General features: G+C 38.4%; 17 protein-coding genes. 16 read left to right on the forward strand and 1 reads right to left on the reverse strand.

Translation table 11 applies throughout. The features are described from left to right. The first annotated feature begins 295 nt into the window (after positions 1–295). From IYN84_RS13980 to IYN84_RS14020, 9 genes are all read left to right on the forward strand, one after another. Entirely contained in the window at positions 296–448 is a 153-nt protein-coding gene (locus IYN84_RS13980; RefSeq protein WP_196139859.1) for a hypothetical protein, read from the forward strand. 521 nt (positions 449–969) lie between these two features. Next, a complete protein-coding gene (locus tag IYN84_RS13985) occupies positions 970–2,193 on the forward strand; it encodes an HlyD family secretion protein (RefSeq protein ID WP_196139860.1) in 1,224 nt (407 codons plus the stop codon). Next, positions 2,174–4,630, forward strand: a complete 2,457-nt coding sequence (locus IYN84_RS13990; RefSeq protein ID WP_196139861.1) for an ABC transporter transmembrane domain-containing protein — start codon at positions 2,174–2,176, stop codon at positions 4,628–4,630. The genes IYN84_RS13985 and IYN84_RS13990 overlap by 20 nt, the downstream gene beginning before the upstream one ends. After that, positions 4,605–5,774, forward strand: coding sequence for a protein kinase (locus IYN84_RS13995; RefSeq protein WP_196139862.1), 1,170 nt, complete (start codon positions 4,605–4,607; stop codon positions 5,772–5,774). The genes IYN84_RS13990 and IYN84_RS13995 overlap by 26 nt, the downstream gene beginning before the upstream one ends. Before the next feature lie 29 nt (positions 5,775–5,803). Further along, positions 5,804–7,006 carry a JmjC domain-containing protein gene (locus IYN84_RS14000; RefSeq protein WP_196139863.1) on the forward strand — a complete coding sequence of 401 codons (1,203 nt, stop codon included), beginning with the start codon at positions 5,804–5,806 and terminating at the stop codon, positions 7,004–7,006. A gap of 7 nt (positions 7,007–7,013) precedes the next feature. Beyond that, the gene (locus IYN84_RS14005; RefSeq protein WP_196139864.1) at positions 7,014–8,282 is read left to right on the forward strand and encodes a metallophosphoesterase; all 1,269 of its coding nucleotides are present in this window, start codon (positions 7,014–7,016) and stop codon (positions 8,280–8,282) included. Between the two features lie 13 nt (positions 8,283–8,295). Continuing rightward, positions 8,296–9,534 carry a JmjC domain-containing protein gene (locus IYN84_RS14010; RefSeq protein WP_196139865.1) on the forward strand — a complete coding sequence of 413 codons (1,239 nt, stop codon included), beginning with the start codon at positions 8,296–8,298 and terminating at the stop codon, positions 9,532–9,534. A gap of 42 nt (positions 9,535–9,576) precedes the next feature. Then, a complete protein-coding gene (locus tag IYN84_RS14015; protein ID WP_196139866.1) occupies positions 9,577–10,215 on the forward strand; it encodes a hypothetical protein in 639 nt (212 codons plus the stop codon). Between the two features lie 243 nt (positions 10,216–10,458). After that, complete coding sequence (locus tag IYN84_RS14020) at positions 10,459–11,328, forward strand: sulfite exporter TauE/SafE family protein (protein WP_196139867.1); 870 nt, start codon at positions 10,459–10,461, stop codon at positions 11,326–11,328. 859 nt (positions 11,329–12,187) lie between these two features. Here the strand turns inward: IYN84_RS14020 and IYN84_RS14025 are convergent. Further along, positions 12,188–13,099, reverse strand: a complete 912-nt coding sequence (locus IYN84_RS14025; protein WP_196139868.1) for an MBL fold metallo-hydrolase — start codon at positions 13,097–13,099, stop codon at positions 12,188–12,190. 233 nt (positions 13,100–13,332) lie between these two features. On the opposite strand from IYN84_RS14025, the gene IYN84_RS14030 reads away from it, so the two are divergent. The 7 genes from IYN84_RS14030 to IYN84_RS14060 all read left to right on the forward strand — a co-directional run bounded on the left by IYN84_RS14030 (position 13,333) and on the right by IYN84_RS14060 (position 23,557). Then, on the forward strand, positions 13,333–13,740 hold the full coding sequence (locus IYN84_RS14030; protein ID WP_196139869.1) for a YjfI family protein: 408 nt from the start codon (positions 13,333–13,335) through the stop codon (positions 13,738–13,740). Between the two features lie 10 nt (positions 13,741–13,750). After that, positions 13,751–14,434, forward strand: a complete 684-nt coding sequence (locus IYN84_RS14035; protein WP_196139870.1) for a PspA/IM30 family protein — start codon at positions 13,751–13,753, stop codon at positions 14,432–14,434. Between the two features lie 5 nt (positions 14,435–14,439). Then, positions 14,440–14,829, forward strand: coding sequence for a hypothetical protein (locus tag IYN84_RS14040; protein ID WP_210330508.1), 390 nt, complete (start codon positions 14,440–14,442; stop codon positions 14,827–14,829). Between the two features lie 4 nt (positions 14,830–14,833). Continuing rightward, complete coding sequence (locus IYN84_RS14045; RefSeq protein ID WP_196139871.1) at positions 14,834–15,403, forward strand: rhomboid family intramembrane serine protease; 570 nt, start codon at positions 14,834–14,836, stop codon at positions 15,401–15,403. Positions 15,404–15,412: 9 nt separating this feature from the next. After that, positions 15,413–16,060, forward strand: a complete 648-nt coding sequence (locus IYN84_RS14050) for an OB-fold-containig protein (RefSeq protein ID WP_196139872.1) — start codon at positions 15,413–15,415, stop codon at positions 16,058–16,060. Positions 16,061–16,080: 20 nt separating this feature from the next. Continuing rightward, positions 16,081–18,045 carry a flotillin family protein gene (locus IYN84_RS14055; protein WP_196139873.1) on the forward strand — a complete coding sequence of 655 codons (1,965 nt, stop codon included), beginning with the start codon at positions 16,081–16,083 and terminating at the stop codon, positions 18,043–18,045. A gap of 121 nt (positions 18,046–18,166) precedes the next feature. Next, positions 18,167–23,557, forward strand: a complete 5,391-nt coding sequence (locus IYN84_RS14060; RefSeq protein ID WP_196139874.1) for a DNA repair ATPase — start codon at positions 18,167–18,169, stop codon at positions 23,555–23,557.

Raw genomic sequence — 23,557 nt, forward strand, 5'->3', positions numbered from 1 at the left:
CCGAAATACTTTAGCAAATTTTCAAATGAATTTTACTAGTAAATATTCACTAGAATCTCTTTGTTGAATATTTTTTCAATCTCTTTATTGAATTTTTATTTAAATTATCATCGAATAAAAATTATTTTAATCTCCATTGTAGATATATTTTTTATTTAACGCTGGTAGGTATTTTTAATATCTCGATAACAAATAATTGGGCAATTGTTGGCTGTTGATTAAATTATTTTTTTTGGTTTACACTACTCCTCCCTTGATTTAAGGGATAACTAAATTAATAACAAGGAATATGTAAATGAAAACTGAAACAGAAAATAAAGTAAATAAAGAGTTAGATCTAAACGACGTTGAGTTGATCACAAATGTTGAGACAAAAGCAGGCGTTTGGGAAACTCCTCCTGGTGAAGTTGACAAAAATGAGTGGTGGACTATCACTCGTAACTTCTAAGAGGTAATTATAGATACGTTAGTTACTGTATCAATATTTACTTTTAAGGTCGGGAACTTTTATGGTTTTCGACCTGTAAGTTATGTTTTTGATAGATACAATTTTTGCTTTACTCCATTGTGCATTTAAAAATATATCAACGGAAGTTCTAATTTAGCGCGAGAATCACTTCAGAATCTTTAGAAGCTCACATCGTCGAGTTTGCTTGTAGTATTTTTTAAAAATCAAAACAGGTTTCGATGCGGAACTGGTGTGCGTAAGCGTGGATAGGCATTTTTATAAGGATATATTGTTTACCGGTTTAGTAAAAAATCTGGTTGCTAAGAAGTCCATGCGTATTAGTAAATCATTCCAATATCATCTACGTAAAACATGAGTCGAAAGTTTTCGAATCAACACTGTGACTTCGTAAAGTAATAGCCAGTTTGATTGGATGTATCATTGGAACGCTAGAGCGTGTGTTAAAAAAAATTGAAGTGCCTTAAAAGGGCATCTAGTAATATGATGAAATAGAATCAGGTATGAGTCTTAATGAAAATCTAATCTTAAAAATTATTGTTCGAGTGACGATATTTATATCGTTGGCGCTATATATACTCTTGAGCTTTGTTCATGTGGATGACTATTCCAAGCCAATCAATGGCTTTGTTTCTACTAATCCATACCCATACAAAATAAAATCACAGGTATCGGCTGAAATTAAAGAACTTCCAGTCAAAGAGGGAAACAATGTTTTAGCTGATCAAATCTTGCTTCAACTTGATGACAACGCTTTGAAAATCGAACTTGATTCACTAAAAAAGAAAAAGGAATACTTAAATCAAAAAATAATCGGGTACCTAGAGAAAAAAGAAATCTTAGCGGAAAGACTGATACTAAATAAAGAGTATGAAAAAAACCTGATAAAGAGATTAAGCTCCAAGAAATCTTTTGTCGAAAACAAGAAGGAACTCTCAGAAGTAAGTAAGTCATATGTTGGCTCGATTAAAGATGATGCGAAAAAGCTAATCCAGCAACTCGATAAAAATAATAAGCAGCTATTGTCAAAAGTAAAAGAGTTAGATATTCGAACTCAAGCACACAATGTTATTGAGAGAGGACTTTCCTATGAAAAAGAGAGAGCTTCAATACAATATGAAAACGAACTGGCTTCACTGGAATTTGCAGACAGCCAATACCAACTGGGAATAGAGAATCGTAATATTGACTATGAAATAAACCAGGTAAGCCAGGAGCTACTTGATTTAAATAGTACCCTGGATGACGTTAAATCTAAAATTGAACAACTGAAAATAAAATTGACTCATACGACGGTACTAGCTCCTATTAGTGGAGTTATAACTTCTGTAGAGCCTAGTGTACTAACCAGCAATACGATAACAGCTAATGAAACTTTAGTCACCCTGGTTCCCGAAGGCGCAAAACTAATTGGCGTGCTTGCACTGTCGGATGAGGACTATCGACAAATAAAAGTCGGGCAAAAAGTCAATCTGGAATTTTTTGCATGGAATCACTATAAGTACGGCATTCTAAAAGGAACTGTAGAAAAGGTATCAGTCGGAAAGATTTCACATCCTGTCTCCGGGCGCTTAGGTCATTTTGCTGAAGTGAATCTCGATAATCGGTTAGATGTAGAAATCGGGTATTCTTTCAGGGCAAGAGTTTTGTGGGAAAAAGTTCCTTTGTATAAATATATTCTTAAAAAAATGAATATTGATAACGAGAGTGAAAGCAGACGTGGTTAGTGACTTTTTTACACAAGAAAAGTACAACAGATATATTGACAGACAGTTGAGTACTAATGATTGCGCGATAAGCGTAATCAAGACCATTTTTAATCTATTTAACATCAATGTTAAACGTCATGATATTCAACAGGAAATAACGCTAGACGAAGAAGGGGCAGATTTTGATTCAGTAAAGAGCTATCTGGCGTCCTTTGATGTATCAGGTAAATACAATATTCTCGATATCAATAAACAAGACCATAGTGATCTACTTCCTTGCATTGCGATGATAGAGAAGAGAAACAGGAATCACTACGTCATCATAGAGAAGCAGAAAAAAAACAAGTTTCTTATATTAGATCCTGTTAGAGGTTCGTCCAAATGGATTAACAAAGAAGAGTTTTTTGGTGACGTTAGTAGAATCAAGAGTTCTGTAAATGAAGAACTATCACTTGAATTAATGAAAAGTACAGTTCAAAAATATAGCGAAGAGCTTAAACTTGACTTCAAATTAAGCGATTCAAAAAAGGACATAATAGATAGCTACAATAAAATACAATACTTAAAATGGTTGGAAGATACGGTTGGCTTTGAGTCCAAAGAGAAAAAAGCTGTTTTCCTGAAGAAAATACTTAGTGCAAATAATGGCTGTCTTCCTCCTAGATTTAAACATTTTGAGTTAGCAAAAGAAGATGTATTGCTTAAAGCGCCTATAGTCTTCTCCTATAAAAATAGTATTAAAGTAAATGATAAAATAGTTATGGAGCGTAACAGGGATATTCCCAGTTTTATCGCCCATATAACAAGATCTTCTTCAGAAGTATATCGTTCGTTAAAGCAGTTCACATTAGTAAGCATCTTTACAATCATGATTGCTACATTACTGCTGTTTGCGAACCAGGCTATTATAGATGAAGTTAGCCCTGCTCAAAACATGTCAACCGTAATGGTTTTTCTTGTTGTTCTATTCTTTGTCAGGTTTTTCGAACTTCTCTTAAATGTTATTAGTAGTTTGTCCGAAATTGTTTTATCGAGGCGTTTAGATAGCTGGCTAGTAAAGCAGTATAACAACTCACTGTTGTATTATGACGTAGAGTCAATCTCCGCCTATTCTAGAGGAGAGTTAGTTCAACGACTTAATGACTTGTTTAGAATAAAGAACGTAATCTTTATGTACTGCAATAACTATATTTTTAATATAGTTGTGTGTTTGCTCATTTCTTTAACCGTACTGTTTATTCATGCAAAAGTCTTTTATATAGTTTCATTGATTTGTGCTATTTACGCTGTTGCATTATATCTGACTGCGCCAAAGGTCAAAGAGCTAGAATCTAAAAAGTTTTCACAAAAAAGCTCGTTAATAACTGAGACTATGAATGTTATTGAAGGGCACGATATTATCAAGAAGAACAAGCTTCAACCCGTATTTTCAGAGAGTAACGAATTTACTTTAAATAATTTTCTCGATTTACAAGCTAAGAGTCTTCTAATTTCAAAGTTATTCGTTCATATTCCAAGGTTTATAGGTGTTTGTGGATATATAGCTGTTATTTGGATCTCTATGAATGAACATATTGAAGAGCAGCAACTATCTTTAGGCCAGGTATTTACCTTGATGGTACTTAGTAACTATTTGATAAGCTCTCTGAGAGTTGTTTTGAATACGAAACTCCAACTGCAGGAGCAAACGGTTGTGATAGACCGTTTTCTGGATTTTATTTCAGGAGCTAACGGTTCGGATAATGTTCCTACATCAAATGTCGAGACTAATAATCTTGCCAGGATAGACTTTAATGACTTTAGTTATAAAGTATCTGACTCTAAGTTCAAGCTTTCGATTAAAAGACTATCGATTCAGGCCGGAGACAGAATTCTTCTCGATGGTTTGAATGGTAGTGGCAAGTCCACTTTCTTAAAAATATTGTCCGGTTCAATTACTCGAAACATAAATGGTGGTATTAGGTTTTTCTCAACAGACAATTCGCCTTTGAATGAACAGATCAGTAAAGACCGAATTATGTTGTTTCGTGCAGAAGACAAAATATTTAACGAGTCAATTCAATTTAATATTAACTTCACTAATTCTGCGAATAACTCAGCGATATATCAGCTTATTAAAGAATTGGGAATGGACGACTTTATCTCGCCTCATAATAGAAGTTTAAACTCATGGTTAGAAGATAATGAAGATAGCCTTTCAACAGGGCAGAAAAGAAAAATTCTGGTTCTTCGGGCGCTTATGTCGGACGCTGATGTGCTGATATTCGATGAAATATTTAGAGGAATAGATCGGGGTTCTGTCCAAAAAATTGTCAACTACTTGAATAACATATCTAAACAAAAAATCGTTATCTACACGACACATGAAACTATTGAAAACCTAAAATTCAATAGAAACCTGCATATTAGTGACGGAGAATTGGTTGAGAATGATGACGACACAGCAGCAATATAAGTTGATAGAAAACACGTCTTTTACAAAGCAATCTGACGGTAAAGTTCATGTTCGATGTCAACGGGAAAATCACGTTGTAAATTTTATGGTTAATGAAAATATTATGGAGTTTATGCAAGCATTTAGCGCTTATCAAACTGTTGCTCAAGTAGCGAGCAAACTTGAAGGCAAGGGTTTTAATTCAGAACAAGTCGTCAGTTTTTCTGAAAAAGTTTTTAGTAGTCCCCTGTCGCATTGCTTTAAACAAGGTTTGCATTACACTCATCCAAAGAAGATATTGACACGTTTTGGCTTCAAGCTTAAGGATGTTTTTAGAAATAGTAGACTTGTTGCCGTTGTTAGTGCAGTAGATAGCAACAATGAGGAAGTGGTTTTGAGGGTCGTAAAAGCCCCACGTGACGACAAGAATTTTGCTCGACAAGAGTCCAGACTAAATTTTGAATATCAGCTACTTTCTGAATTGCGAGAAATAGAAAATGTCATTGATGCCTATAAATTAGAAGATGATAGCTATGTTGCACTCGCTTACAAATATATAAACGGCACATCCTTGAAAGACTTTGTCAATAGAAGACATACCATTAAACAAAGAGTTGAGCTAGCGCTAGAGATAGTACGCACCTTTCGCGCTATTCACGAAAAGGGCTTTCTACATGGCGATATTCATCCGTCTAACATACTGATTGATGACTCAGGTAAACCAACTGTTATTGATTTTGACTGTGCTTACAAAATAGGCGGGCCAGTCGCTGATAGAATTGGCGGCGTACCTCATTTCTTTCCACCTGAAAATACTAATGAATCGTGGTTCGATCAAAGTAAATCGATTCCTATTAGCTATTATGGAGAGCTATATCAAATAGGTCTAGTCGTTTACTACTGTCTAACAGGAAAATTACTTTTTGACAAGCCCGGCTATTCTGAGCTAATGGAAGCAATAAGTAATAATAGCTTTGAAGTGTTTAACCAAACTCCCGAAGGGGAATATATTGAGGAAAATATTCTCGAATTTATAAAGCAATGTGTTAGCAAGTCACCCGAAAAACGAGAACTAGCATGTAACAAGCTGGACGAAGCACTCGCAGAAATGCTGGGAGTGAATTACAAGAATTATTTAAATGAGTGTCGGGTTGAACTTACATAACCTTGTTGGAAAGCAAGAGGAACAGCATAATGAATACTAGTGTTTTAGATATTTGCGCCAATGAGCAGTTCAAGGTTAACAGTTACGACAGCATTAGTGCGTCCGATACCACACCTTTTACTTATCTATTAGAGATGATCAGGAACGGAACATTTTTTAGTTGCTATTGGCAAAAAAGGAGTGTTCATATACGTAATGACTTTGAACTAACTCAAGCAGAGCATACACTTGATAGTTTGTTGAATATCGTTAGAAATAATAATATCTATTCCAGGGACTGTCGTATAGTTTATACCGGCAATGTATTACCTTTTGAGCAATTCGAGAAAGATGGTATCGCTTGTGTCGAAACAATTGAAAAACTTATTGAAAAAAATGCGACGCTCGTTTTCCGATACTTTGACAGATTTGATGGTCGAGTAAAGAATCGTATTCAAAGCCTGAAAAACGGTTTGGAAAAACGCGTTCTTGCAACAACGCGCTCCAACTGCTACTACACGCCTCCAAATTCGAAAGGATTTGCTCCACATTGGGATTGTCACGATATTGTTGTCTATCAAGCATCTGGTAGCAAAAACTGGTCGCTCTGGAATAGCCCAGTCAAACTTCCGAATAAATATCAGAACTTCAGTCACTATCCATATGAGCCGAAAGATGAAATTAAGCTCACTTTAAATGCAGGTGATATCCTGTTTTTGCCAAGAGGATGTATTCATTCAGCAAGTACCAGTGATTCGTTATCGGTTCACTATTCATTTGGAATTAGAACTGTCGATTATAGTGATGTGGCAATGAAGTGGCTAAAGGAAGCTATTTTTGACGATGAGCTATTCAGAGCCAGTCTAGAGTTCAGTGGTGAGAAAACTCTAGATCAGGTTAAGCAACAACTGGTTAATAAACTACTAGAGCACCCCATACTTCCTTCTATTTGCAATGCGAGCTCGGAACTACTCGGCAATAAAGAAATTCCTGCTCGAAGCAGCTTTGAACTCAAAATGGACTCTGTCCTTGTTAGAACAAACGTTGTTGCACATCTAGTAAAAGAGCAGAAAAGCCACTCTCTATTGACGCGCTATGATTCCATAACTATTCCAGAGTCGCTACTGGATATTGTTCAAAAGATAGTCAATGTTGATTCTATTTCACCGAGTGAAGTTGAGCTACCTACAAATGCCGCCTTAAAGCTATTTGAGAAGTTAGTAGAAGTAGGCTTGTTTGTTATTTCGGAGTAGTGACGCTATGGGTAAAAAAGGCAGACGTATAATAATTGTGGCTCTGGCTTTGCTGGTGTTAATGATAATATCTTTTTTATATTTGATGAATAGAGCTTACTTCGTCACCGATAGAAATGGTCTCTTTCAATACTATGTTATTCCGATAAGTGGTCCCTACTCTGCACGTTTCAGGTTATATGAAAGTGCGAATAAGGAAAAAAATATAGCATTACAGAAGAAGTACTATGGCCCCATTTTTCGATTTAACGAGAAAAATGAAAGAATCGCAAAATGGATTTGTAATAACAGAGTCTTTAGTGAAAACACTCTAGGAGCGTCCAGTTATCAAATACAGTGTAATGATAAAAGTTATCGCTACAATTTGAATAACAAGCCAATCAATATTCCGGATAGCATTGAAGATAGAGAAGTTTACGCTTTTAGTGATCTACATGGAAATATTGAATATTTCAAAAAAGTACTAATAAATCTCGGTATTGTTGATGAGAATTACAATTGGAACTTTGCCAACAATGGAGTTGTGTTAACAGGTGATTTGATAGATAAATCAAGCGATGACAGAGCTTTAATGTGGTTTATCTACAATCTAGAGCAACAAGCCGCTAAACATGGAGGATTTGTACTTGTTTTACTAGGGAATCATGAAGTTTTTCAACTACAGGGAGATTTTAGACATGCGCATCCGGTTAGCGTTTATCTAACACAGAAAATGTTTCCTCTGACTCAAGCACTTGACAAAAATACCATTTTAGGAGAATGGCTCCGATCGAAGCCTATTATAGCGAAGCTCAATGGATATTTGTTTACACATGCAGGCTTGAGCCCGAAAATTATCGATATTAATGATCTGTTTTCATTGAATAAGGTACTGTTGGAATATTGGCAAGGTAAGGCGCCAGATGATATAAGTTATCAGGCAATTTTTGGGCCTCAAGGTGTTATAAACTATCGTGGAATGGTAAAGGAAACTCCTTTCTATCCTATGCTCTCACAACAGCAACTCAATAAACTTGCTTCTAAACATGATTTTAAAAAAATAATTTTTGGACACACTGAAGTTGATAATATCAGCTTTCTATTTAACGATAGTGCAATAGCTATCGATGCCAGTCGTCACTCAACTGAAGTTCTAAGGCTAAAAAATAATGAGCTATCGCTTGTGGATGTGGCTTATCTAAACAAAAGCGAATCCTGGAAAAAGTCATCAGTAAGAATTCCATTTAACTTGTTCTCGAGTAGTGACTGGAAGCTCATTGCTACAGGAATAAATTAAGTGAGGTAATGCGGTGCTAACGTTTTATAAAGATGAATTTTCTGCTGGTTGCAAATTAAAGCCTAATGATTTGAACGGCTTTTTTAATGGTGTAGGTTGCGAGCGATTCACTGACGAACATTTAGGATGCCGGCCATTGTTACTCACCAGAACTAATTCTGACTTCTACAATGATATTTTAAGCTTGAATGATATAAATAATATTTTCAGTTCAAAAAGACTTATTGAAAACGACATCAGAGTTTTTAAGGCTGGGAAAAAAATAGCTTACTCTGAAATTTCATACGAAGATAGAAGCGCTGATAAGAGTAAGATATTTGAACTTTTTAAATCCGGCGCAACGCTTGTTTTTGAAAATATAGGTAGATACCATTTACCGTTGGGACAATTTATAGCACATCTGGAAAATGAGTTTCATGTAAGAATGCGAGCAAATGCTTTTCTAACGCCTGCAGGAAGTCAAGGGTTTAAGCCTCATTTCGATAGTCATGATGTATTTGTACTACAAATTTACGGACATAAAGAGTGGCTCATCGGTAATAATCCAATTGAACTTCCTGATGACATGACTTCAGAGACTCGATATCAAGCTGCAATTGAAAATAGTGAAATACTAGCTACTGAGGTCTTAAAAAAAGGAGATTTATTATACTTGCCCAGAGGATTCGTACATTCTGCAAAAGCTTGCGAGTCTACCTCTCTGCATATAACTATCAGCATGCGAGGCCATACCGGAGTAGACCTGTTAAAAAAATCACTAAGTCAGATATTTGAAAATTCTGTGGAGATGAGGAAATATATTAATCACAAAAAGGTGTTTGATAACCAAAGCTATATTGAGCTCTTAACAAACGAGATTAAAAAAGTTCAATATGACAAATTATCAACTGAGCTTTATCAGGATTACTTATTGCAAACCTTCCCAGTAGCTTATCAGCAGGTAGAGCGAATATTTTCACCACAGGAGCTGCTTCATGATTCATTGTTGGAAGTCAATCCCTATATGGTTTGGCAGGCTTTTTATCAAGGTGACTTTATTCGTTTAATATTCGACGGAAAGGAAATGAGATTACCAAAAGCAGCACAAAATGCTCTGCAATATATCTCCGAACAATCAAATTTTCGCCCGAGCGAACTGCCAGATTTCGATGAAAAAAATGCTTTAATGCTATGTGAAGTTCTATATTCAAATGGCTATTTGAAATTTGCAGAGAGAAATAAATTGCGAGAAACCTGCCGAGATAGTCTTTAGTTACTGAGAACCAAAACAACAAATTAGAGAGTGATGATCGATATGATGAATAAAACGCTTTGCGGATCTGAAAAGGCGGATAAAAAATACGCTTTGGATGACCATAAACTAAGGAGTGTTTTTGATTTTATAACTGCTAATAAAGTCATATTAAGCGATCTGATTTCAATTAAGCATATTTCTCTTCTAGCAAGCAGTTCACTTTTATCTCCGGGTGATGTAAGTATATCCAGTGATGGTAGAGTGCTACCAATGACGTCCTTTTCTGCCAAAGGTAAAGTCAATAGAAATGTAATGCTCGAGCATCTGTCTTCAGGCAAAAAAGTAAAAGTATCCTGCATAGAGAATTATTTGATAGATTTCAAAATATTTTTTGCCACTCTTGAAAGAAAAATGGGTTGTAATCTTAAGTCAGAACTTTGTTTTTCTTCTTCAGAAATGAATCTTAAAGATTACAGTAAAATGCCAATTGACATGATATCTATACAGCTCTATGGAGGCAGGCGGGTCTATGTCGATGAGCTGAATGACACCAGAACATTGAAAAAGAATGACATTATCTATCTTTGTGAGAAAACACATATTGAAGAACAGATATCTGGAAAATCGATTTATCTAAACCTGTATCTTAATTATGACGAAGAATGTATTTCGCCATACAAATTTTATGATTTCGAGTAACCATTTGCCAGGCGAGGGTTATGAGTGAAAGTCTGACAACAGGCTATATCACTGTTCTATATGAGAGGTTTAATTGCGTTTGGCAAAGTGCTAGTGGTTTAGTAGAGATCCTAACCTCATTTGTATTAAGCTCTCTAACTGCTCAAACATGTTAAGTAATTGGCTGGTATTCAATACGATTAAGAATATTGTAATAGATAGAAATAGGTTTGAGAACGGCAAAAACTTTTATCGAGTATTTTAATGAAATCAATAAACCTTGATGCACAGTCTGCTATCAGGCTTATGTCAGTCGCACTTGGGTTGATCCCCTTTACCGCTATTTACTATTCCAATATTCACTATATTCAATCAGATTACCTGCCTTATAGTCTGTTAGGAGTTATTGGCGCCATTTTTGCGAATTCAACTGGCGCTGGAGGTGGTGTAGTATTTATTCCATTTTTTAATCAAATAGGATTATCGGAGGAGCAGGCTGTTTCAACGAGTATCGGCATTCAGTGTTTTGGAATGACAGCAGGCGCGTTAACTTGGTGTTTGTTCTATAGAAGCGAAAGAGTTTCGAATATGAAATGGAAGGCCTTTATTCCAACTTGCATTATTTCATCAATTTGTTCGACAATTGGTCTAGCCTTTTCCTTCATATTTAGTTTGTCTCCACCGGCATCTCTACATCAGCTTTTTAGCTACTTTTCCATTATCTTAGGGCTTTGTATTCTGGTGGTTGTTTTTATTCCTAAAGGAAAAGTACGAACTGAATTACAAAAGCTTGACTATATAATATTGGCAATTGCTTCCATTTTAGGCGGAGTAATTACTGCCTGGCTTTCAGTTGGTATTGGGGAAATCATTGCAACCGTACTTATTTTGAGGTGTTTTGACACAAAATTTGCAATTGCAGCCGCAGTGGTTGTGTCGGCAGTTTCTATATGGGTTGCTTCAATAAAGCTACTTTGGCTTGAGCCTAACGCATATCTTCAGATTGTACTGCTTGCAGGCCCAGGGGCGATTTTAGGCGGAATTATGGCAAAGAAATTGGCGCTATTGTTTAACGAGAGATATCTCAAAGCATTTTTGGCATGTTGGATACTTATTATTGGGATTTATGGATAATATTATTACTCGATTAATGAGATCAATTGATTGAGTAACCTGCCATTTTATCGATTTCAAAAAGACCTACCGCTTATATCAAATCATTTGCAAAACTCTTCAGTTGTTCGTTACTTTGTTTTTCAGAAGGTGCTTTTAGTTCCAGTAAAAATCATTGATTTCAGCTAAATTGTTTGATTTCTTTATTAGTAAGCATTGTTTTTTCTGCTTTGGAGTTAACGCTTTCAGGCTATTTTTTGAAATGAGATAGTGTTTTTTTCTGTCTCTCTTATGGCATTCTTTTCTGTTGAGACGGTCTTATTCTGATATGGAAGATATTTTTTCAATTCTGAGAAAAGTTCACACTTTAACACCTGTTTTTACAGGTAGCCATCGAAAAATCGACTACGCTTTGATTCATATTCATCTCTCACAACGGAAGCTGTTAACGCAACAATTGGCAAGTTGGCTGATAAATTTTTTTAATGCATCATTACCATCAATGGCTTCTGAACAAACTATCTCGTAAGATTTAAATATTTAGGTAATCAATAGGCTCTAATTCGAAACCATTTGCTATTGACGTTGACGCCTGACTTCGTTGTACTGCAAATGAAAAGTTATAGTTGTCATCCTGAAGTATGCTCATCGCGACTTTGATGTTGTCTGCTACATCATCGATGATAAGGATATGATTGCTATTTTAAATAATAGTCATTAAGCGAAGTTCTTTTAGTCTATCCCTAAGTCTACTCAGTATAGAACAGACTCTGAGTCCTTGCTAAAGCGATAATGATTTGAATGGAAAGCCCCTGTACGAACATAGAAATTATCGTATAAGGGCTCGATTTTAAAGTTGATAGTAGACTCGCCAGGGAGGCTATTTACTCGCAGTTAGGCCTTTGTAAAGTTGTCGTGTCATTCTTTCAGTTGTAATAAACTGCCAATTCCATGCGTCATGAAACTTTTTAAGCGGATTTGACTTAACCACCTGCTCTTCACTATTACCTGCCTTTATTTCGGCTAAAATCAGCTCACGACTTTCCTTCAACATTGCTATTGTAGCCGCAAGATCTTTCCTGGTCGCCAGAGGGCCGTGACCAGGAATGATTTTCGTCTGATCATCTGCAATTGAGAGTATCTTTTCCTGCGCTTTAATGTAGCCATCTACGCTACCACCGCTGTTTAGGTCGATAAAAGGAAACATTTTGTTAAAAAAGATATCTCCTGTGTGGATAACATTTGCATTTTTGAAATGAATGACAGCATCTCCATCGGTATGTGCATTTGCAGCATGAAATATTTGAGCATCTTCATTATTTAAGTGGAAAGCCATTTCTTGCGAAAAAGTAATGACTGGTAACGAAGCTTTTGGCGCAGGCTTATTTCCTTCTGGCGTAGAGAATCCTTTTGATAAAAGATGATGTCTTAAGTTTTGATGAGCGACAATATGAGTGCCCTGCCCACCGAAGTTGTGATTGTTGCCGGTATGGTCTCCATGCACATGGGTGTTGACCAGAAAGTCCACGTTATTAGGGGTTACAGTTTTAATCGCTTCTTTTAGCTTTTCAACTAATGGAGGCATGGAGTCATCAATCATTACCACTCCGTCTGTGCCGATCGAGAGGCCAATGTTTCCGCCTGTAAAGCCCCCTACTCCAGAAATCATGTAAAGGCCCGGAGAAACTTCTGTGGTTTCAAAATCTGGAGATTGCTCTTCTGCATTTAAACTAGTACTCAGTAGCAAAGCTAGTAACCCTGTTTTGAACCCGAATCTTGCTTTTATTTTCATACTCATCCTCATTGTGTTAATTGGTAGACTGTTCTATGACCGGAGTTGTTTACCCTTGCTCTCATATTAAATGAATTTCATTTATGGACAAGCCACAAAGCGGTCAAGTATTGAGCATCTAGGGAATAAGACCCATTTCACAGCGTTTACTAGCAATGGGAAATACTTGACATAATATGTCGGTATTGGTAATCTTGTTGACATAATATGTCAAAAGCGCTCAAGGAGGCGAGATGAATCTTTTGAATGAATTAACTCTGAAGCTGGCCGAATGCCAGGTTCAGGGACATACCTTCAATTGTTTGCCAATTAAAGGTGAGCAGGAAGTATTGAGAGTAGAAGTATCCGGTTTAGAAGAGCTTCCAATCTTTATGACCGTTACCGAGTCCCAAATCTTGTGTATTTCCTATCTATTTACCAAAGAGGAAATTCATCAGGAAAGAGAAAATGAGTTAAATCAGTACCTGCTCGAACTTAACCTGCCGATGCCTTTGAGTTCATTTGCAGTAGTCGATGGATACTATGTAATTTTTGGCTCATTAGCTACGGTGTCAAAATTTGACAGTATAGTTCAGGAATTGATTACCCTTGCGAGTAATTCAACAGATACTTTGCAAGCTTTAGAAGAGTTTATTAAATAAGGAGCCGGAAATGAACATTATTACCAAGTTATTAACCGCTATCCGTGGTGGCGCCCGAGAAATTGGTGAAGCCGTTGTAGATACACAGTCTTTAAGAATATTTGAGCAGGAAATTCACGACTCGAAAGCTAATCTTGCGGAAGCTAAACAAGGATTAACAGAAATTGTTGCCAAGAAAATGGCTGCAGAAAGACAGCTAAAAGAAGTACAGGAACAGATAGCCGAAAATGAAAACTATGCAATTAAAGCGCTGGAAAAAAATGATGAAACTTTAGCATTGGAAATCGCAACGAAAATTGCGTCACTAGAATCTAAAGCTGAAACGCAAAAGATAGATCTTGCTACCTATGAGAAAAATGCTGACTTACTTAAATCCCAGATCCAGGAAGCAGAAAAGATCATTGCGGATCATGAGCGGGAACTGGCGATCGTCAAAACCAGAAATTCAGTTCATCAAGCGACCAAGTCGGTTACGCAGACGATTACCGCGAATGAGTCTTCAATCGGCTCTGCCAGGGAGTCTTTGGAACGTATTAAGCAAAAGCAACAGGCTGAGGAAGATAAACTTCAAGCAGGCGTTGCGCTTAAAAAAGAAATGGAAGGCGACAGTCTCGAGCAGAAGCTTAAAGCATCGGGTATTAAACAGGAAAAGCACTCTGCTGAAGCTGTACTAGCAAGACTTAAGTCAAAATAGTAATAATGCGCCGTTGTAGTCAGATAGTACTTAACGGCGCCAATAACCTCAAAAGAATTACCGTGACGAAAAAGGCCAATAAAAAGAGAGAACTTTTTTCCAGCGAGAAAAAAGCGATTAAAGCGACACAAGTTGCTTTTGATATTTCAACTGAAGCACAGAAGCGTTTGAAATTAAAAGCGATCCATAATGATCTGTCTCCATCTGATCAAATGAGAGCGATTTTGGGGTTGCCCTGTAAGAAACCAGTGCGCCCAAGACTGACTATTTCACTGTCTGAAGAAGACTATATACTTCTTGCTGAGAAATATGCGGTGAATTTGGAAGACAAATTAAAGATTAAAGAAAAGGCAGCTCAAACAATAATCGATGATGTGATGAAAGAGGATAAGTGATCAAGTGAATAAAGAATCAATCCAGAGTATGAAACTATTGGGATTTTTTTTAGTCCTGCTTTGGTTGATTGAAATTGTTAATCTGGTAGTGGAGCATCGACTCAACCAGTTCGCCTTGTTACCAAGAGATGTTTCGCAGCTATACGGTATTGTGAGTATTCACTTTCTCCACTGGAACTTTGGGCATCTCTTCTCCAATACACTTCCCGTGGCTATTCTGGGCATCATGGTTTGCATTAAGGGGAATGCCGAAAAAGTAACCCTAAGCATAATGCTAATCACAGGTACTCTTGTCTGGTTATTCGCTCGAAGTGGTTTGCATGCGGGCGCTTCAGGGTTGGTCATGGGATACTGGGGATATCTTATTAGTAGTGCAATATTTGACCGAAATCTAAAAAGTTTGATGATTGCAATAATAACTATTGCGCTCTACGGTGGAATAGTGTTTAGTCTGCTAGATTTTCGACAATCTGTGAGTTTTGAAGGCCATCTATTTGGTTTTTTGGCAGGAATCTTTAGTGCTTGGCTACCAATTCTTCGAACAAAAAATAATAGAAAGCAAGCAAGGGCTTAGGGAGTTGATATGGAAAGTGTTCTTGAAATTGCAGGCAGTTTTCCAGTTGCTATTTTTACAACCATTAATCTCGTCATTATTGGAGTTTGGTTATTAATGGCACTGGGCCTTTTCGATGTTGAGTTTTTTGATCTGGACATTGATTTTGACGGTGATGTTGGAGATGTAAGTGGGGTTGCAGGTTTTCTCGTGACCTTAGGTTTGACTGGTGTTCCTATTTTCATCGTTTTAACGATAATCTTCTTTTGTTCCTGGTTAATATCTTACTTTGCGGTGAAATATGGATTATTTTGGAATAATTCTGATGCTATACGTTATCTTATTGGGGCAGGAATATTAGTAGTAAGTTTTCTAATGTCAATACCAATTACAGCACAAATAATTAAACCACTAAGAAAGCTTTTTACAAAATTAAATAGTTCGACCACTAGTCAATCATTATTGGGTAAGCAGTGCAAAGTCAGAACGACGAAGGTAACGTCTGATTTTGGAGAAGCCGAATGCTTAAATGACGGAGCTAGTCTGATTTTAAAAGTTCGCTCAGACGAAAAATATCACCTAGTTAAAGGTGATCTAGCTAGAGTAATCAGCGTAGAAGTGGAAAGTTCTATTTATCAAGTCGTTCCTGAAAAGGAATTTGAAAGCAATAAATTTTAATTAATAAATGAGGGATTAACATGGGTTCTGAAATCTTTATTATTGCGGGAGCGATACTCGCCGTAATCATATTTATTGGGATTTTTGTCGCGTCAGTCTACAAAAAGGTTCCGCAAGGCTATGCTCTGATAGTCAATAACCTGAGGGCTAAACCGAAAGTTAGTTTTACTGGAGCACTAGTGATACCCGTTGTGCACAAGATGGAAGTAATGAAAATTTCATTGATTACTCTGGAAATTGACCGTCGTGGAAAAGATGGTTTGATTTGTAAGGATAACTTAAGAGCGGATATAACAGTAGCATTTTATCTTCGAGTGAATGAAACAACTGATGATGTTCTAAAAGTCGCAAAAGCGATTTCAGTTGAACGAGCTTCAGACAGAGAAGCTGTAAACGAATTATTTAACGCCAAGTTTTCAGAAGCGTTAAAAACAGTCGGTAAGAAAATGGATTTTCTTGAGTTATTTGAAAATCGCATTCAATTTAGAGAAAAAATAGTTGATGTTATTGGTGATGATCTTAACGGCTATGCTCTGGAAGACGTCGCGATTGACTTTCTAGAGCAGACTCCTAAATCTCAACTTGATCCAAATAATATTCTTGATTCTGAAGGTATTCGTCGAATCACAGAAATTACTGCCGTTCAAAATGTCGAAACTAATCGATTGGAAAAAGATGAAGAACTAGCGATCACCAAAAAGAATGTTGAAACCAAAGAAGCTCTTCTTGCTTTAGAGCGTCAGGAAGAAGATGCAACAGCAAAGCAGCAGCGTGAAATCGCAACTATCAGAGCTAGAGAGCAAGCCGAAACACTAAAAGTAGAAGCTGAAGAGAAGCTCAAAGCAGAACAGGCTAGAATTGCTTCAGACGAACAGATCGCGATCCGTGAAGAAAATAAAATGCGTCAGATTGAAGTCGCTGAGCAAAATCGTGAACGCGCTGTAGTCGTTGAAAAAGAAAAAGTTATCCGTGCACAACAAATGGAAGCGGTAAACCGTGAGCGTGAAGTTGAGCTTTCAATTATCGATAAAGATAAAGCGCTCGAGGAAGAAAAGAAAATTATTGCGCAAACGATCAGTGAGCGAATAGCGGTCGAGAAAAAAGTAGCAGAAGAAGAAGAGCGAATTAAAGAAGTTCAGGAAGTCTCCGAAGCTGACCGTCAGAAACAGGTAAAAGTGTTAGCCGCTGAAGCTTCGGCACAGGAAGAACTTGTTCATACGGTAAAACGAGCTGAAGCTGAAGAGAAAAAAGCAGAGCATAAATCAAGAGAGATTAATATGCTCGCGCAAGCAGAACTTGAAGCCGCAGCGAAAAAGTCAGAGGCAGAAAAGAAAATTGCCGAAGGTACGCAAGCGACTCGAGCAGCATCCGGATTAGCTGAGGCTAAAGTCCTTGAAGCAAAAGCAGATGCTTTCGAGAAAGAAGGTTTCGCTCAGGCCAGAGTGCAGGAAGCAAAAGCAGCTTCGCTGCAAAAAGAAGGCCTTGCTGAAGCCAATGTACTTGAAGAGAAGCTAACTGCTGAAGCGAGAGGTAACGAGCAGCTGGGTAAAGCTGATGCTGTTGCCAAACGAGAAATCGGTATGAGCGAAGCAGACATTTTACGTGAAAAAGGTAAAGCTGAAGCAGATGCGCTGGTTGAAAAATTCGCTGCGATGAACAATATGAGTAAAGATTCTCGCGAATTTGAAGAGTTCAGAATGAATCTTGAATACAACCTGAAAGAAGTACTTGCGTCGATTGACGCTAACAAAGAAATATCGGGTGATCAGGCTGAAGTGCTTTCTGCAGCACTTAAGAATGCCAATATTGATATCGTCGGCGGACAAGGTGATTACTTCGATAAGTTAGCTAAAGGTATGGGTGCCGGTAATGCCGTCAACGGATTTATCGAAAAAAGTCCTATCGTTCAGGCTTTAATGGAAAAGCTGCTAGGCGGTGCTAGCAATAAGCCTGAAATCATTGAACCTTCCAAGAACGAAGTATAACGAGCTGATTACGGCCCAATAATTTGGGCCTATATTTCCGTTTTTAGTATTCAATCGATCTGCAGGTTTAAGAGCTGGTCTTCTATAAATCTGCAGAACTCAGGGAAAGGCAGGAATTTTTGTGACTGATCAAAAGCAAGACAACTCGATCGTAGAGCAAGCAGTTGCCGAGGGTGGCGCCTATGACATCATTCGACAACGATTGATCAAGCAAGGCAAGACGCTTGAAAACTTGACCGCTAAAATCAACAGTGAGCGTCAGGCGGAGTTTGGTACTACCGAAATGAAAGTTTTGGGGCGTATGCGGCTACGTACTGAAAATAATTGTCAGGCAAAAGATTTAGTCATTGTCGGCGAACACGTTCTTTTTGGGTATAACGTTTTCATCGGTCTACGCAAGGAAACCAAAGTTGACGATGTTTTTTCGCTTTATAAGCTCGAAGAAAAAGATGGACAGTATGAATTAAAAAACGTACCGACCATCGATTCATTTCTGAATGATCAACGATTTATCGAAGAGTTTGAAGAGCTTTACGCTTACTATAAAAATACCAGCCTTTCTCAACTTGTACTTAAGGATAATAAACTCCTTGCTTCTTTTCAGATTGGCGACAAGCTCAGCGATATTCGTGTTTTTCGCTGGGAAGTTTCGGCTGATGGAAAACGAATTGAATACATTGATAACCGTGGAGAAAGAGATCTGCGACTACCGGACAGTCATGACTTTGAATGGTCTCAATGTCAGCGAGACGATGTTATCGATGGCCGCAATCCCCACATCAACATTCTGGATACTTTATTTGTCGATAATCTGCGTGGCGATATCACTATAAAAATTGAGAACAATACCAATGTTGGTAGAGGAATTTATTCGGAGTCAGTGGAGGAAAAAAATCAGTCACTGGATGACGCTGAGTTTTACTTTGCCGATCTGAATCAACTCATTTTGTTAAAGATAAAACCCTATCTGGAAGATAATTTTCGCTATCTGGTTTTTAATCGACAAAACGAATCGATCACCCGTATTGATCAGATCGGGGATGCCTGTCAGCAGCTTCCGGAAGACCATGGAATTATTTTCCCTGGAGGTTATTATCTGACGACCGGAGAATATAAAACTTTTGATGATGATTTAAACGGGCTGGTCTATAAAAAGACATTGCGCTCACCCAATGGTGAAGACGTGCTCTACATTTTTTATCAGCCGGAAACCAACATCATTGCGCTTTACCCCTATAATTTGATTGAGAAGTCACTGCAGAATCCACTTTTCGGGCACGGTTACGGTTTTTATGAAGATGGTCGGATGATTATTTTCTATGCGGAAGACGAACCGAGTCGCGTTCACCCTTTACAGATCTGGCAGACTCCCTACTTCTCAGAAGTTTTTGCCAGTCAGCAACCTGAGTCGACAAGTTTTTACGGCAAGATAGGCAATGCCGAACTGGTTAGAGGAATATCTGAGCTCTACTCTATCGCCAAAAGTGTGGCTTCCGAAGAAGTTTCGGCAACTCACTACAATGAATTAAGTGAAAATTGTTCAAAAATTTTCGACGCCTATTATTGGCTGGACTCAAGGGAACTCAAAGAAATCGCAGAACTAATAAAAGCGATCGCACAAACTTCAGAGTCAGTCATCGATGAATATGAAAAAGTTGAAAGCATAAGACTGCAATCCAGCAAGGCTTTGCGAGATTCGGAAGTTCGGCAAAAGGAAATTATCCAACACATTGAGCCGGACAGCTGGCATTCGCCGCAGGATTTTGTCGACGGGTTAAATAATATCCGACAGCATCGCGGTCATCTGATGAGTATCAGAGAGTATCGCTATATCGATATTCAGAAAATAGACGAACTCGATCAGGAAATTGGTGTTGTAGAGGATAAGCTCAATCAGCAAACTGTTGAGTTTCTTGCTTCAGATGATTCCCTCGATAGCTATTACAAGGAGCTCGATGAAATTGCTAAAAATAGCGTCAAATGTAAAAGTAACGCTGAACTAAGACCCTTCATTGAGTCGCTCGATAGCATGGCGCAAGGTCTGGATCTGATTTCTGAAATGATGGCCACGCTAAAAGTGGATGATGCGACATTGCAGACAAAAATCGTGGACGCTGTGTCCGCTTTGTACAGCCAGTTAAATCAGCAAAAAGCACAGCTGGATCATCAACGAAGATCGATGGGAAACAAGGAAGCTACAGCGCAGTTCGGCGCAAGGCTCAAATTATTGAATCAAAGTATTCATAATGCTATCAGCTTGTCGACGACTCCCGAGCGATGCGATGAGCAAGTCTCGCGGCTCCTGGTTCAGCTGGAAGAGCTCGAGGGCGAGTTTAGTGATTATGAAGAGTTCATTGCCGATATTATCGCCAAGCGAGAGGAAATATTCGAAACCTTCGAAGAGCATAAACAAACGCTGGTTGAAGCGAGACAGCGAAAAGCGCAATCATTGGCTGAAGCAGGTGAGCGAATATTGCAAAGTATTCAAAGAAGAGTAAAACGCTTTAATGAAACGGATGAGTTAAACGCGTTCTTTGCTGCCGATGGTCTGGTTAATAAAGTTCGCGATTTAATCGGGCAACTTATCGAACTGGATGACAGTGTTAAAGCGGAAGACTTGAGTGCTCGCTTAAAAGGGATCAAAGAACAATCGGTTCGCTCGTTAAGAGATAAAAGTGATCTCTATGAAGAAGGCGGCAATGTTATCAAGCTGGGGCCGCGGCATAAATTTTCCGTGAATAGTCAGGAGCTGGACCTGACCCTATTGCCAAAAGGCGACGGGCTAAACGTACGCCTGACGGGAACTGATTATTCTGAGCCTTTAACTAACGAAAAGCTCAATGCCCTGAAAAACTTCTGGCATATCACCGTACCTTCAGAATCTGATAATTTGTATCGTTCCGAATATCTGGCCTATCAGATATTAACCTCGGCAATCAGCGAAGAGTTTGGACTGGACTGGCAAAAGCTGACTACCGCGGCTGCGGATTTCAAACTTCTGAATCAGCTGGTTTCCGAGTTTGCTACTCCGCGTTACAAAGAAGGTTATGAAAAAGGCATACATGACTATGATGCAGCGCTAATTCTGAAACAGGTTGTGCCGGTTTATGAAATTGCCGGGGTTTTTAAATTTGCGCCGCTTGCTCGCGGGCTGGCCTGTATTTTCTGGGCCAATATGCAAAGAGACGATTCTACTCGCTTATGGCAGCAGCGAGCCGGTAACGCTCGATTAATGGTTAACCTGTTCAACAATGTTCAGGCAAAGTCTGATTTGGTAGAGGAAATAAAAGCCGCTATCGAGGCTTTTTTAGCGGAATACCAGCTGTCGCAGTCCGAACAGCTTATCGCCAGTAGCGCTGAATATTTATGCGATGAGCTTGCCGCAGAGCACGTCAGTTTTGCCACTTCAAAATACGCCCGTCAATTATGCGATGCTTTTAAAACCCATATGGAAACTCAGGGGGGATGGCGCGACTTTGTTAAAAGTCTTGAGGACTTAAAAGGACAAGTGGGTAAGCGCTGGCTGTTAACTTCAAGCTGGTTAAATGCCTATGTTAAATCGCAAAATAAAATTGAGTTTCAGGCATTTGTCGGTGAAGCGATCGGTATCTTGAACGCGGAACAACGCATAAGCCGTAGTGATCGTGAGATAGATATCCAGTTTGAAGTTGAAGGTTTGATGGGGAGTCACCCATTGATCAAGGAAAGAAAACTTTCGCTGCGACTGGATGAATTTATTGAAAGAAATCGCTATCATCGAAATTGTGTAATACCGGGTTATGAGGCATTTCTTAAAACCAGGCACGAAGTAATTAAGGAGCAAAGAAATTTCCTACGCCTGGATGAATTTAAAGCGAAACCCTTGTCCTCTTTTGTGAGAAATAGACTAATTAACGAGGTCTATTTACCCATTATTGGTGATAACCTCGCCAAACAAATGGGAACCGTAGGTGATAACAAACGTACCGATCTGATGGGGTTATTATTAATGATTTCTCCACCCGGTTACGGTAAAACCACATTAATGGAATATGTCGCAGATAGACTGGGTTTAATTTTCATGAAAATTAATTGCCCGGTTATTGGCCATTCAGTCACTTCAGTTGACCCTGCTCAAGCAGATAATAGTGCATCAAAGCAAGAGCTTGAAAAGCTTAACCTTGCATTAGAGATGGGTAACAATGTGATGCTCTATTTAGATGATATCCAACACACCAATAGTGAGTTTTTACAAAAATTTATATCTTTGTGTGATGGAACCAGAAGGATCGAAGGAGTCTGGAAAGGAAAAACAAAGACTTACGATATGCGCGGCAAAAAGTTTTGTGTAGTTATGGCAGGTAATCCCTATACTGAATCTGGTGAGTCTTTCCAAATTCCAGATATGCTCGCTAACCGTGCTGATATATACAACTTGGGTGATGTGCTGAGCGGAAAGGAAGAAGTGTTTGCGCTAAGCTATATAGAGAACGCACTCACTTCTAATCCGGTTCTAGCGCCTTTAGCGACGCGTGATATGGGAGATGTATATAAATTTCTCGATATGGCGAATGGCAAAGACATTGCTACAACTGAACTTTCACACCAATATAGTAGTGCCGAAGTAAAGGAAATTGTTGAAGTTTTAAAAAAGCTAAAGTTTATTCAGCAAGTTGTATGGCGGGTCAATCAGGAATACATCACTGCAAGTGCGCAAGACGACAAATTCAGAACAGAACCTACCTTTAAGTTACAAGGCTCTTACCGAAACATGAATAAGATGGTAGAAAAAGTTTCCGCCATTATGACCGAAGATGAAATACATAGTTTGATAGATGATCACTATCAGGGAGAGTCACAACTTCTGACCACGGGAACAGAGGCTAATTTACTCAAACTAGGCGAACTCAGAAATACGCTAAATGCCGAGCAGGAGAGTCGGTGGGAGAAGATCAAAAAAGATTATGTACGCAATAAAGCAATGGGTGGAGATGATGCCGACACGGGAAGTAAAATTGTTGTGCAGTTAAATGATTTGGTGAGTGGCATCAATGCCTGGCGAGCAGTTGCTGAGAAAAACATCGTTGTAGCGAATGAAACTGCGCAAGCTAATTCAATCGCAGAAAGGCAAGAAATCTCCTGGCAAAAAGAGTTTGTAGCTGCGATTAATCGGTTCGGTTCACAGTTGGAGAATGCTATTAAAACACAATCCCAACAATTGGCAGCAGAGTCTAAAATAGATGATTCCAATGGTACCGTTTCACAAATTGACCAGTTTGCTACCTTGTTACATGAGACACTCAATCCTCTGGTTCAGGTAATGAATGGGAAGCTGGATCTTGATCTGGGGACGCACAAGCAGATGACCGAGATAAACGAAAAACTGGAGAAGATTGCTAAGCGCTCTGGGCGAATGGTGGATTCAGACAGGGGCTTGTTCGGTGATGGTTCTACCAGTAAAAGTTCATCCAAAAAGAAATCAACAAAATCAGAGTCAAGTAGAGATTCTGATAATCAGTCGAATAAAGATTAA

This window comes from Aliikangiella sp. G2MR2-5, assembly GCF_015687155.1.
GTDB lineage: Bacteria > Pseudomonadota > Gammaproteobacteria > Enterobacterales > Kangiellaceae > Aliikangiella.